This window comes from Bacillus sp. FSL W7-1582, assembly GCF_038593325.1.
Classification (GTDB): Bacteria; Bacillota; Bacilli; order Bacillales; family Bacillaceae; genus Bacillus; species Bacillus altitudinis.
Genome location: NZ_CP151987.1, coordinates 289,071 through 301,409 on the forward strand (window position 1 = coordinate 289,071; position 12,339 = coordinate 301,409).

The following is a 12,339-nucleotide window of genomic DNA, read 5'->3' on the forward strand; positions in this document are numbered from 1 at the left end:
GCGGCACCTTTCAAGGAGCCAGCGTCTTTTTTTCATCATCTTGTTTTAATAAAACCACTCATGTATTGCTCTGTATTATAATCATTGAGGTCAATTTTCCACTGGCCATCTCCGTTACGTTTCATTTTCACTTCATACTCAGCAGGGCTTGAGACTGGAGGAAGCTTTTCAAACTCAGATGCGTACATATTCAAGCTTTTCTTATACAATTCTTCTTTCGAACGGATTTTGCCGTTGTAAAACTCATCTCTTTGTTTGTCTAGTTTGTCTTTTAAGTTAGAAGCATCAATACCGGTTACTTGAGCGACAACCTTCGCTTCGTCATCTGAGATGGTTTTCACACTTGTTTCCACTTTCGCTTTATCCTTCATTGTATTTTGCATGCGTTTGTACATGGATAAAATATCGCGGTCACTGACTTCGTTTCCATATATGCCTGCACTTCTCTTGAAGTCTTTCACAAACATTTCGTGATATTTATTAACGACATCTGATTGATTGTCACCTGTTAATTCTGAGAATTGATCATTCTTTTTGTCAAAAACAATGAGATCTGTATAAGCAGATAGCGCTTTTGCTGGGTTATCTAGCTTTTTCGCTGTATCCAGTATCTTTTCGCCATCTAGTTCAATTTCGATCGAATCGCTGTTTTTCTTGATGCTATCTTGGTACACGAACTGATATTTTTTGCCTTTATCTACTAGGAAATAAAGAGCTCCTGATAGTGATTTTCCTTTGTTCAATGACCCAAGATCAAGGCGGTCTTTACTGCCGTAGAATTTTAAATCAGAGACTTTGGCATCGTCCTGATAAAGGGTGAAATCAGAGTTATATAGTGAAAGGGCTTTGTCACCTTTGTTGGTGATCGTCAGGTTAACTTTTAACACCAATTCATTGTCTCGCAAGGTAGTTGTTGAGTCTTCTGGTAACGTGTATTCGTAGCTATTCACTTTTACCTCTGCTGTTTTTGTTGATTTTTGGTCAGCCTTTGTTGATTTTGCTGAGCTCTGGCAGGCTGCAGAGATGATCATCACGAATGAAATCATGAGGAGTGCACTTATTTTTTTAAGATTCACAGTTGATGCTCCTTTGCTTTTCTTTCGTCATTTTCTTCCCGCTATCTGACTGAGAAAAAAGAAACAGATAGAATGGTATATTCGGGTGTTAAAGGGGAAAATATCCTAATGACGATTTGCACTATTCATTCTATCGAATTTCATTCGTGATGAGGAATAGGTTTTAGTCCCTATCTTTGATAGATTTTTACACAAATACCTATAAAAAACGGAATTCAATAAGTAGAATATACTAGTTAATAAGAATTAATTTATCTATTTATCATGGGTTTTAAATGTTTTTTGTATAAAATTCTTGAAGTGGAGGTATTTTTTATTTCACAAGGCGATGACGAATAGCGAAGACGACAGCTTGTGTCCGATCTTGTGCATTTAATTTCTGCAAAATGCGATGAACATGTGTTTTTACCGTACTTACACTAATAAATAACTGATCAGCAATGTCTTCATTCTTTAAGCCATAAGCCATTTGCTGCAGGACGTCACGTTCCCGTTCTGTAAAAGATTCTTGAAGAAAATGAGTGTGGTGCCGATCATTTGCCTGATGAAGGGCTTGGGCCATCATATGCTCGGAGGCTGCCGTTTTAAACACAGATTCGCCAGCAAAAGCCGTTCGAATGGCATCAATTAAGTCCTCCGGCGATGTGTCCTTTAGTAAATAACCGACTGCTCCTGCACGGATTCCGTCAAAGACATATTCTTCTGTATCAAAGGTCGTCAGAATGACAACTTTGATATCAGGCTGCTGACTTAAAATGTGCTCTGTTGCTGTGATACCATCCATTATAGGCATTTGGACATCCATCAGCAGGACATCCGGTTTGCTGCTAGCACAAAGGTCCACTGCTTCCTGACCGTCTGCCGCTTCCCATATAACCTCAATATCCTCTTGAGCACTTGCAATATAACGAAATCCTTGGCGAATCAGCGGTTGATCATCAATTATGCCAATTGAAATAGGGTTTTTCATAATAGGGTATCCTCCTTGATTGGGATTTGAACAAGTATAGAGAAGCCATGTGGATCACGAATGGAGGTCTTGAGAGTTCCCCCTGCTGCCTCACAGCGGGCTTTCATACCTGACAGGCCAAACCCGTATGATATGCTGCCGCCGTTTACATATCCATCATCTTCAATGTGCATGATGAGCTCTTTATCATCATTACATAATGTAATACTCATCGTGGTCGCTTGCGCATGCCGAATTGTATTGGTGATCGCTTCTTGCAAAACACGATAGAACAGTTCAGATATAGCGAGCGGCCATTTTTTATATGTGAGCTGATCGGTATAAAAGTGAAGCTCAAGCTCTCCAGTCATTTCTCCTTGTTTCACTAAGCTGCGGAGTCCTGCAAGACCAAGTCCTGCATCATCTGACGCCATATGATGAACAACGGAACGGACCTCGGTGAGACAGTTTTTAGAAATGGAGATCAGTTCATCAAATGTTTGAGCCATCTGTTCAGGTTTTTCTTGTTTTAAGCGGTAGGGCAGAGATTGAAGCTGCACAATCATAGACGTTAATTGGTGGCCGATGCTGTCATGCAAATCCCGTGCAATTCTGCTTCGCTCTTCCAGCACAGCAAATTGCAATGACTGAACCGTCGCTTCTTCCAGTTCGATATGAGCCTGTTTCAATTTCTCATGTGCGTCTGACAATTCACGGTGAACTAGCTGAAGTTCTCCGAAGTGTTCTTCCTTTAATTCTTGTTCCCGCCGCCGCATTCTAGAGATCAAGACAATGGTATACACAAGCAGCTGGAATATTGGAAGGGTGATGATCATGCTCCAAGAAAGCCCATTCACGTAGTAACTTACACCACTGGTGAGAAAGATCAGTCCGAATAAATAGGGATGATGTGCCTCTGAAAAACGAAAAGCAATAAAACCAATCATAAAAAAGGTGAGCCCGATACTGTCTTGCAGATGTCCTGTGACGACCCAAAGGAGATGTGTCAGTATCCACATCAAGAAGAGCATGGAAAATTGCTTTTTAGGTGCCAGCTTGTTTTTTGGAAAAAGACAAAGAAGAAACACCAAATAGGCGAAGGTGCGAAACACCAATTCGCCTATAGAAAGTGGCTCGTACATTTGAATATACATATACGTCAACACAAGACCTAACACTACTTTTCGTCTCATTTGACCTAAAAGCTCGAGTGGCTTCTGAAGATTCATGTGTAAAACTCCTGTCTGTCAGTTAAATGGCTGCAGATGCTTTGAGGGCCATATATTTTTTAAAAAGGATGAACCGCAATCCAATCATGCTTCCGACTGGCAGTAATGTCAGGCCATTTGCGAAGATCATCAGCGAATGAACGCCGTCTTGAACAAATGAGCCAACTGCCATACGTATCAGGATAACCCCAATGAAAAAAAGGGTTCCATAGAGAGAGCTTGCGGCAGTAATACGCCCTGACTGACGATCAAATGTTACTTTATATAGTGTACCTCTCCATAGCCCGATTGCAAAACCTACAAGTACAAAGACTGCCATTACGAGCAGGCCCGTAGCAGTGATTTGCACATGCTGCATGAATGAATAAGAAAGAACAGCTAATAAAATCATCGGACCTATCAGAAGTTTGATTGGACGAACTTCTTTTTCCTTGCCTGACCTTAAAAGTAGAATGACGATGATGATCACAATTTGAATGGTCATGTGAAGAACCTCTTTTCGTTTAAGTGTATCTTCATCATACGAATCTTTTTCTTTCAAATCGTCCACCTCCAGATTGATTTTAAGAAAGCAGAATACTTGAATGTTGAAAATGATTCATGGGAAAATAAGGATGATTAAGCAGATAAGGGAGATGAGCTTTTGAAAAAAGTAACGCTTGGACGAACTGATTTACAGGTGAATCCGATAGGGCTTGGAACAAATGCAGTAGGCGGGCATAATTTATTCCCGAATCTGAGTGAAGATGCAGGGCGGGAGCTAGTAGAAACTGCTCTTGATCATGGTGTCAATTTCTTAGATTCTGCTTTTATTTATGGGCTGGGCCGTTCAGAAGAATTGATTGGCGAGATCATTGCCAAAAGAGGCGGCAGAAAAGAACTGGTTCTTGCGACAAAAGGGGCTCATAAAGAGGTAAACGGGCAAATTGAACTGGATAATAGCCGTGAATTCTTAAGACAGCAGGTCGAAGACAGCCTGAAGAGGCTCCAAACCGATTATATTGATTTGTACTATATGCATTTCCCAGACGGCCGCACGCCGTTGGATGAAGTGGCAGGTACTTTAAAGGAATTGAAGGATGAGGGGAAAATCCGGGCAATTGGGGCATCAAACCTTGATTTTGAACAGCTTCAAACCTTTAATCGAGATGGATACTTAGACGTGCTTCAATCAGAGTATTCTCTGCTAAAACGTCAGGCAGAACAAGACCTTCTCCCATACTGCGTGGAGCATGGGATTTCCTTTATCCCTTATTTTCCATTGGCGTCAGGCCTGTTGACCGGGAAGTTTACAAAGGATGCGACATTTGATGATATTCGAGCAAAGGACCCGCTTTTCCAAGGCGATGCTTTCCTTCAAAACCTCGAAAAAGTAGACAAGCTGAAGGCCATTGCGCAATCAAAACATGCCGAAACAGCTCATGTAGCGCTGGCGTGGCTATTGGCGCAGGAGGGCATTGATGCCATAATTCCTGGTGCAAAACGAGCCGAGCAAGTCTTACAAAACTTGAAAACAAACGATGTTCAGTTAACAAAAGAAGAAATCAACGAAATCGATCAGATCTTTTCATAATATAAAAAATAAGGTGCCAAGCAGCACCTTATTTTTTATGCCATTGTGAGAGGAATCTTGATCACGAGCCTCAGGTTTGGAGAACGATACGTAAAATCAAGCGTGCCGTCTGCCTTTTCAACAAGCTGATGAATGATATAAGTACCCATACCTTGATGATCACCGCCTTTTGTCGAGCGGCCAAACGTTTTGAACAGATGATCTAATACGTGTTTTTCCATTCCCTTCGTACTGTTTTCACAATGAATCAAAAAGAGCCCGCTCCGTATGGAAGTCATGACCGAGATGCTTCCTTCGTTCCCAGCTTGCTTCGCTTCAATGGCGGCATCTAATGCGTTATCAAGCAGGTTGCCAGTAAAACTCACCTGATCCGCTTTAGAAAAAGGAAGAGAAGAAAAGGGTGCTTGAAGATCTAGTGAAAGGGCAATCTCCTCTTTTTCAGCCCGCTGGAAAAAGGAATGAAGGGTGGAGGCCAAATAAGCATTTTCCCCTTTGATCCAAGGGAAATGTTTCACGTATTGCTGAATCAAATCTTTGATCTCATGCTCGTCATTCGATGCGGAAAAGGCATTTAAATGTCTAGCTGTTTCATGGTGTTTACTTCGCAGCTCAAGCAGCAAGTCATTGGTTCTCGACTCAGCATGAATCAGCTCTTGAAGCCGTCCATTTAATCGTTGCTCCGTTTGCATCATCTTGATGGAAAGGAGATCGGCTGTCAAAATGATGATGACAGTTAAAAGATGGCTTAGTCCATTTCCGTGCGTGAGAAAAAGTGAAATGCCTGAGCAGGTAATGAGCACAAAAGCGCCTAATATCATGTAACCACTCATAACTAGCCAAAACCTTTTGTAAATGAAAAAGGTGTAAAGGCACAAGATGCAAAAGGTCAGAAGCCACACCATGCTTGATGACAAAGGCAGAACAGCGTTAGCAGCAGCATGAACTGCAAGACCCAGCCAGATGAGCGTATATATGCGAAATCCAAGATAGAAAGCGTTCACGTTCGTTCTCCTTAAAAGTAGTATTTCTTAAAATATTCTAATTGCTGCTTCGTCATCATGGCTTTTTTATCAGTCCCTTCAAAAGACACGATAAATGAATTTTTGGCATACGCCGAAAAGTTCTTGATGTAATGAATATTGATGATAAACGAGCGGTGGGAGCGGATAAAGTCTTTCTCAGCTAAATCACCTTTTAACTCGTTGAGAGTTTGGTATGTTTGAATATCTCCTGTTGTTGTGACAATGGTCGTCGACCTGCCAGTACGTTCAACAAAGATGACATCCTTTTTTTGCAGTACATGGATATCTGATTGCTGCTTGATGAGAAGCCGTCCGTGAATGCTTTTCTCCTGCTTGGTGGACATGTAGCGCTCTAAGGATTTGGCGATTCGATCAGCTTGATAAGGCTTCATAATATAATCATGGACATTCAAATCAAAGGCATGGACAGCATACCCACTGTTTCCTGTCACAAATACAACATCTACATTCAGTGCATGAGAGTGAATAAGGTCTGCTAATTCATAGCCTGACATGCCAGGCATCTCAATGTCTGCAAACAATAGATCAATGTCGCCCTGTTTGACCTTCTCATATGCATCCTCCGCTGACTGCGTCACAAAAACGATGTCAACGGCATCCATTCTGCCGACAATGGCATGCAGCTTTTCTAAATCCACTCGGTAATCATCGACAAGACCTACTTTTATCATAAAAATCACCTATGACTCTTCTTATTATTTGTCTATTTTACCATTTGTTTTTTAAAATGGATCATTTCAAGACAGAAAAAGGACGTTTCGCGACATTTTTATGTCAGACAGGCGGTATTTTTTCTATCATAGACGTAGATAGTCGAAAGGGGCGAATCAAATGATTACTCTCAGCGATTGTAGTTGCTGGTTTACAGATAAGAAAAAAGTCGTAAAGGCGATGAAACATATGACGTTCTCCGTGAAGGAAGGAGAAGTTGTCGGCATCTTAGGAGAAAATGGTGCGGGGAAAACCACATTATTACGCGCCGTTGCGACATTATTGGAGCCTACTCATGGAACAGTCAATGTTGCAGGCTTTGATACAGTCAAAGAAGCAACTGAAGTGAAGAAGCGAATTGGGGTCTTATTTGGCGGCGAGACGGGACTTTATGACCGTTTGACGGCTCGTGAAAACCTTGAATACTTTGGGAAATTATATGGCTTAGATCAGCATGAAATCAAAGCAAGAATTGAGGATTTAGCAAAGCGCTTCGGGATGAGGCAGTACATGGATCGCAAGGTAAAAGGATTTTCAAGAGGGATGAAACAAAAGGTGGCGATTGCCAGAACATTGATTCATGACCCTGACATTATTTTGTTTGACGAACCGACAACAGGTTTAGATATCACATCGAGTAATATTTTCAGAGAGTTTATTCATCAGTTGAAACAGCAAAATAAAACGATTCTATTTTCAAGCCACATCATGGAAGAAGTCAGCCTGCTTTGTGACAGTGTCATGATGATTCATCAAGGGGAGCTCGTGTACAAAGGAACGCTTCCAGAATTATATGCACAGGAACAAAGTGAAGACTTGAATTACATCTTTATGTCGAAGCTCGCAAGGGGGAATGCATAATGTGGAAAACCGTCTTTTTAAAAGAAATGACAGATTCGCTCAGAGACAGGAAAACGTTGCTCTTAACAGTGTTGATCCCTCTTTTGACAATGCTCGGACTCGTGTTTTTCTACGAAAGCATGATCGCTGATCCAGGCGATAAAACGTATACAGTCGCAATCAATGAAAAGCTTCCGTCCGATATGAATGACATGATCAAAGAAGTGAAAAACCTGAAACTTGAAACATTTGATGACCCGCAGCAAGCCGTTAAAGACGGTGAGGCAAATGCTTATCTAGAAATGCCAAAAGATGCAGGCGATATGCTTCAGCATCAAACATCGTTTGCCATTAAAGTCCATGGGTATCCAACAGATGATGATTCCGTGATTGCGGTTCAAATGCTGCAATCATTGCTTGAACAGTATCAAAACCAAGTCGTAGAAAAGCGTTTGGCACAGGATCAGATCAAATCGTCAGTGATTCATCCATTTGAGGTGCAATCGGTTGATGTGCAAGAAGGAGAGGACGGGGACGGAGAAAACGGTGTGACCACCATGCTGCTGTCGATTCTCCTTCCAATGATTTTAGTGACGTCCGTGATCTCAGGTGCTTTGCCAGCTGCTCTTGATATCGTAGCAGGTGAAAAGGATAGAAAGTCAATTGAAGCTTTATTCCTGACACCGGCCAGCAGACTTCAGCTTTTGATTGGAAAATGGCTAGCTGTTTCTATGTTTGGTATATTAAGTGGCATTGTGGCGATTGGTATGCTGCTGCTCTCTACATTGCTCTTTACAGAAAAGCTGAAACAAGCGCTGAACTTCGGAGATCAAGTGTGGAGCATCATCGGTGTTATGTTTGCGGCATTAATTATTTTCTCATTCATGGTATCCATGATTGAACTGCTGCTCAGTGTCGTTTCAAGCTCAGTGAAAGAAGCACAATCGTACATGTCCATGATCATTACACTAGGTGTGATTCCGATGTTTTTCACCATGAGAGCAGGCGCTATGCAGCTAGATACGTATTACTTTGCGATCCCATTCCTTAATATTCACGCACTATGCAAGCAATTGATGTTTGGCATCGTTGACCCAATGTCGATTGGCCTGACGCTCGGCTCCTCGGCGCTGACAGTGATGATCTTGTTTGTCATCGTGAGAAGTTTGTTTATGAAAGAGAAATGGATGCTTGCGAAATAGAAAGAACATTTCATTGATAGAAATGAAGAACTTGTAGATTTTTTCTACAAGTTTTTTGTTTTGTATGTTTAAGTGAGTGATAAAAAAGGGATCACAATGTGAATGAGGTGATAGAATAAAAATGCTCAGTCGTGTAAAATTGACTTCATTTCACTTAAAAGGGGTTTTGTATATGAGTGATCAATTAGAAGATGATGATGTTTTGGGGTTATGTAATATATATGCTCAGCAAACACATCATTTTGAAGCTTTCATTTTAGGGAATAAAAAAGGACTGATAGAATTGAGAAATGCAATTGATAGAGCTTTAGAAACAGGTAGTTCTGTTGCACATTTATTCCCATCTGACTATGAAGGCGATGAGCAAAGTTTCGAGAAATTAATCACTCCTTATGTAGAGGAATACATACAAGAAGATGATGCAGTTGATCCGATTGACATCATAAAAGGATATGATGCTGAAAAGGGGAATTCATCTTCATAGTATGTTGTATCCTTTTGTCAGTATAGGCCTTGTAATAAGGAGGTGCGAAAATTGCCCGCAGCTTTCAGTTATGGAATCACCTGTTTCATCGCTTTTCTACTAATCATTTTCGTTCTCACCCATAAAAAACTAGAAAAAAAACTAGATCTCACAATTTTGATCGTAGTAGCCACCACATTATTGATGGTGAATGTCTTGTGGGTGTGGGTCACCATTTTCTTCCTTACTTGCTTGTATGTCGGAATCAAATATAGACATCAATCGAAAAAAGACTAAAGAAAACCCCCGGGAACCGGGGGTTTTCTTTAGTTCTTGATGAACTTTTCAACCAATGAGCTTGTTTTGTAGTCGTTCAAATCAAGTTTCCATTGGTCGATATCGTTTTTCTTCATGTTCACTTCTACTGTTTCTTCAGAAGATGATGGTCCTAATTTTTTAAATTCATCTGGATAGATAGAAAGTAGATATTTCTGAGCATCATCATAAGATGCTGTACGGTTTTTGCTGTAGAATTCAGTTGCTTTTTCTTTTAAACGATCGACAAGCGGGCTTGCATCAATTGGTGTAAGTGTCACAGTCACGACAGCTTTATCACCGCTGATTGATTTTGTTTTCGTTGATACTTTTGATTTTTCAGCTAATGTTTCTTTTACAGCTTTTAGAAGCTTATCAAGGTTTTCGTCTTTTGCTGAGCTAGATGAAATACCAGAAGAAGAAATGTAGCCTTGTTTGAATGATTTATCAAATTCGTTTACGACAGTTGATTTGTTATCACCTGTTAGTTTTTCGAAATCGTCATTTTTCTTACCAAAAATCATGACATCAATATAAGAAGAAAGGGCTTTTGCAGACGCTTGAAGTGTATCTGCCTTTTTCATCAAGTCTTTTCCTTTAATATCGAATTCTAGTGTTTTGTCATCTTTTTTCGATCCAGAACCAGGCTCTGTGTAAACCAATTGATAGTCTTTTTCTTTATCAACCACAAAGAAAAGACCACCTTTTGATACTTTACCTGCATTTAGAGAGCTTGAAGATAATACTTCGTTGTAGTCATCAGGAGAGATGGTAGACACCTGAGCGTCATCTTGGTAAAGCGTAAAGTTGCTTTTATCCACATTCAATGGTTCTTTGCTGATGTTTTTTACTGATACATTCACTTTTAGGACATATTGATCATCCTGAACAGATGTATCGTATTGAGGTGGTAAAGTGTACTCAGCACTTTCTACTTTTACTTCAGCTGCATCAAGGGATTTTTTTGTATCGCTTTCTTTCGCAGCAGTTTTGTCTTTTCCACCACTACAAGCAGCAGCGACAACAGTTACACACAAAATCAGAAGAAACAGGGATAATTTCTTTTTAAACATGAGATGTTTTCCTCCTCGGGTTTTATGGTGAATTTCATTGGAAAGCTTTAGTTCATATCGTTCTTTTTGCACAAAAAGAAAAACACTGTATGTTTTTTACTGTAGAATGAAGCGAAAGTACTGTCAATACCTCAGTGCGTTCGAAAGGTTCATCCACTTCAAGTAGTAAAAATGACACTATGTTGAGAGGAGAAATGTGTATTTTATTGTTTGAAATCTCCTGTAAAAACTCAACATTTTATATTTTAAGGTTTTGAGTCGGATTATTGAATAGGTTCAAATGACTGTTTTTGAAGAAGATGTAGCAAATAGAAGGATTTTTATGACTTGTAAATGAGTCGTTAGTAATGAATATTTTTTCCTGTGATGTGTATGATCACTAGGTTTGTGTGTTGTTGACATAGAGACACTTGTCCAACGAAATGTTGAGGTATTTAGACAGGCTCTCGACACGGAATGTGTCTTTTCCCTTCAAAATGGCAGTCATCTACACAGAAACCCTACATAAAATAAAAGAGAAATGAATGGGAGGTGGATGTATGGCAGTGGTAAGAGCGACAAGCTCTGATATTGATTTAATGGCCAGACTGCTGAGAGCCGAAGCGGAAGGTGAAGGGAAACAAGGGATGCTGCTTGTAGGAAATGTAGGCATCAATCGTTTGCGTGCCAACTGTTCTGACTTTAAAGGGCTGCGTACGATTCCACAAATGATTTATCAGGAGCATGCGTTTGAGGCAGTCACGCATGGCTATTTTTATCAGCGAGCACGAGAAAGTGAAAAGACACTTGCACGGAGGAACATTAATGGTGAACGATTTTGGCCTGCGAAATTCAGCCTTTGGTATTTCAAACCGCCTGGAAATTGTCCATCCACTTGGTACAATCAGCCGTTTGTGGCAAGGTATAAGTCACATTGCTTTTACCAGCCCACAGCTGAAACATGTGAGAATGTTTATAACACCTTTTAGCTTGATGAACAGCACAATCCTTTGTATTCAAGAGGATTGTGTTTTTCTTTTTTTCAAAATGGGTAACCATTGTGTATCAACAAGATGAAGCACGTGATTGGAGGAAATGAAGATGTATCAAGATTTAAAAGGGAAAACAGCCATTGTGACAGGTTCTTCTAAAGGCATAGGACAAGCCATTGCCTTGAGATTTGGACAAGAACAAATGAACGTGGTTGTGAATTATAAAGGCGATGAAGAGGGGGCTGAAGAAACAGTACAAGCCATTCAACAGCATGGAGGTAGGGCGGTGAAAGTACACGCAGATGTCTCCAAAGAGGAAGGAATTCAGGCGTTAATGGATGCCGCGCTGGAGAATTTTAACGCACTAGACGTGTTCGTCAATAATTCAGGCTTTAACGGTGAAGAAGCAATGCCGCATGAAATGACGTTGGAACAATGGCAAAAGGTCATTGATGTGAATATCACAGGCTCATTTTTAGGAGCAAAGGCAGCGATTGCCTATATGATGGAGCATGATGTGAAAGGGTCAATCTTGAATATATCCAGTGTCCATCAAGAGATCCCGCGTCCGTTCAATGTTCATTACTCTACTTCTAAAGGAGGAATGAATATGATGACGAAGACGCTGGCTCTTGATTATGCCGAAGCGGGTATTCGGGTCAATGCGATTGCACCAGGTACAATGGCAACGGAATCAAATGACGACCTTCAAGATGAACAGAAAAAACAAAAGCAACTTGAGAAAATTCCAATGAGAACGTTTGGCGATCCGAAAGAGATTGGGTCCGCCGCTGCATTTCTCGTATCGAAAGAAGCGGCCTATATTACAGGTACTACATTATTTGTTGATGGAGGAATGACGCTTTATCCTTCTCAATTAAATGATGAATAATA

Annotated in this window: 14 protein-coding genes; 7 read left to right on the top strand and 7 right to left on the bottom strand. The window is 40.5% G+C overall.

What is annotated here, in order from left to right; genetic code table 11:
- Nucleotides 1–35 precede the first annotated feature (35 nt).
- The 4 genes from NSQ11_RS01625 to NSQ11_RS01640 form a co-directional block, all read right to left on the bottom strand.
- Entirely contained in the window at nt 36–1,076 is a 1,041-nt protein-coding gene (locus NSQ11_RS01625; RefSeq protein WP_008342147.1) for a DUF4352 domain-containing protein, read from the bottom strand.
- Nucleotides 1,077–1,389: 313 nt separating this feature from the next.
- Nucleotides 1,390–2,046 (bottom strand): response regulator transcription factor, encoded by a 657-nt coding sequence (locus tag NSQ11_RS01630; RefSeq protein WP_052320695.1) that lies wholly within the window; start codon nt 2,044–2,046, stop codon nt 1,390–1,392.
- Nucleotides 2,043–3,254: a sensor histidine kinase gene (locus NSQ11_RS01635; protein WP_052320694.1), complete on the bottom strand. Its 1,212-nt coding sequence runs from the start codon at nt 3,252–3,254 to the stop codon at nt 2,043–2,045. The genes NSQ11_RS01630 and NSQ11_RS01635 overlap by 4 nt, the downstream gene beginning before the upstream one ends.
- A 22-nt stretch (nt 3,255–3,276) precedes the next feature.
- Entirely contained in the window at nt 3,277–3,804 is a 528-nt protein-coding gene (locus NSQ11_RS01640; RefSeq protein ID WP_224562902.1) for a DUF1453 domain-containing protein, read from the bottom strand.
- Between the two features lie 93 nt (nt 3,805–3,897).
- Between NSQ11_RS01640 and NSQ11_RS01645 the strand changes: the two genes are divergently transcribed.
- The gene (locus tag NSQ11_RS01645; protein WP_052320692.1) at nt 3,898–4,827 is read left to right on the top strand and encodes an aldo/keto reductase; all 930 of its coding nucleotides are present in this window, start codon (nt 3,898–3,900) and stop codon (nt 4,825–4,827) included.
- Between the two features lie 35 nt (nt 4,828–4,862).
- Here the strand turns inward: NSQ11_RS01645 and NSQ11_RS01650 are convergent, their stop codons facing one another.
- Complete coding sequence (locus NSQ11_RS01650) at nt 4,863–5,828, bottom strand: GHKL domain-containing protein (RefSeq protein WP_052320691.1); 966 nt, start codon at nt 5,826–5,828, stop codon at nt 4,863–4,865.
- 11 nt (nt 5,829–5,839) lie between these two features.
- Nucleotides 5,840–6,541, bottom strand: a complete 702-nt coding sequence (locus NSQ11_RS01655) for a LytTR family DNA-binding domain-containing protein (protein WP_007498366.1) — start codon at nt 6,539–6,541, stop codon at nt 5,840–5,842.
- Nucleotides 6,542–6,701: 160 nt separating this feature from the next.
- On the opposite strand from NSQ11_RS01655, the gene NSQ11_RS01660 reads away from it, so the two are divergent.
- The 4 genes from NSQ11_RS01660 (at nt 6,702) to NSQ11_RS01675 (ending at nt 9,383) form a co-directional block, all read left to right on the top strand.
- Nucleotides 6,702–7,442: an ATP-binding cassette domain-containing protein gene (locus tag NSQ11_RS01660; RefSeq protein WP_007498365.1), complete on the top strand. Its 741-nt coding sequence runs from the start codon at nt 6,702–6,704 to the stop codon at nt 7,440–7,442.
- Nucleotides 7,442–8,623: an ABC transporter permease gene (locus NSQ11_RS01665; RefSeq protein WP_050826896.1), complete on the top strand. Its 1,182-nt coding sequence runs from the start codon at nt 7,442–7,444 to the stop codon at nt 8,621–8,623. The genes NSQ11_RS01660 and NSQ11_RS01665 overlap by 1 nt, the downstream gene beginning before the upstream one ends.
- A gap of 172 nt (nt 8,624–8,795) precedes the next feature.
- Entirely contained in the window at nt 8,796–9,107 is a 312-nt protein-coding gene (locus tag NSQ11_RS01670) for a hypothetical protein (RefSeq protein WP_017366552.1), read from the top strand.
- A gap of 42 nt (nt 9,108–9,149) precedes the next feature.
- Nucleotides 9,150–9,383 carry a hypothetical protein gene (locus NSQ11_RS01675; protein WP_227820658.1) on the top strand — a complete coding sequence of 78 codons (234 nt, stop codon included), beginning with the start codon at nt 9,150–9,152 and terminating at the stop codon, nt 9,381–9,383.
- Between the two features lie 29 nt (nt 9,384–9,412).
- Here NSQ11_RS01675 and NSQ11_RS01680 read toward each other — a convergent pair whose 3' ends face one another.
- Nucleotides 9,413–10,474: a DUF4352 domain-containing protein gene (locus tag NSQ11_RS01680; RefSeq protein WP_007498351.1), complete on the bottom strand. Its 1,062-nt coding sequence runs from the start codon at nt 10,472–10,474 to the stop codon at nt 9,413–9,415.
- A 539-nt stretch (nt 10,475–11,013) separates the two neighbouring features.
- On the opposite strand from NSQ11_RS01680, the gene NSQ11_RS01685 reads away from it, so the two are divergent.
- Nucleotides 11,014–11,442: a cell wall hydrolase gene (locus tag NSQ11_RS01685; RefSeq protein WP_008342138.1), complete on the top strand. Its 429-nt coding sequence runs from the start codon at nt 11,014–11,016 to the stop codon at nt 11,440–11,442.
- Nucleotides 11,443–11,554: 112 nt separating this feature from the next.
- Nucleotides 11,555–12,337, top strand: coding sequence for a glucose 1-dehydrogenase (locus tag NSQ11_RS01690; protein WP_017366553.1), 783 nt, complete (start codon nt 11,555–11,557; stop codon nt 12,335–12,337).
- Nucleotides 12,338–12,339 lie beyond the last annotated feature (2 nt).

Coding starts and splice junctions, on each gene's coding strand:
- NSQ11_RS01630 (WP_052320695.1), bottom strand. CDS start 2,046: ATGAAAAACCCTATTTCAATTGGCATAATTGATGATCAACCGCTGATT.
- NSQ11_RS01635 (WP_052320694.1), bottom strand. CDS start 3,254: ATGAATCTTCAGAAGCCACTCGAGCTTTTAGGTCAAATGAGACGAAAA.
- NSQ11_RS01655 (WP_007498366.1), bottom strand. CDS start 6,541: ATGATAAAAGTAGGTCTTGTCGATGATTACCGAGTGGATTTAGAAAAG.
- NSQ11_RS01660 (WP_007498365.1), top strand. CDS start 6,702: ATGATTACTCTCAGCGATTGTAGTTGCTGGTTTACAGATAAGAAAAAA.
- NSQ11_RS01665 (WP_050826896.1), top strand. CDS start 7,442: ATGTGGAAAACCGTCTTTTTAAAAGAAATGACAGATTCGCTCAGAGAC.
- NSQ11_RS01670 (WP_017366552.1), top strand. CDS start 8,796: ATGAGTGATCAATTAGAAGATGATGATGTTTTGGGGTTATGTAATATA.
- NSQ11_RS01680 (WP_007498351.1), bottom strand. CDS start 10,474: ATGTTTAAAAAGAAATTATCCCTGTTTCTTCTGATTTTGTGTGTAACT.
- NSQ11_RS01685 (WP_008342138.1), top strand. CDS start 11,014: ATGGCAGTGGTAAGAGCGACAAGCTCTGATATTGATTTAATGGCCAGA.
- NSQ11_RS01690 (WP_017366553.1), top strand. CDS start 11,555: ATGTATCAAGATTTAAAAGGGAAAACAGCCATTGTGACAGGTTCTTCT.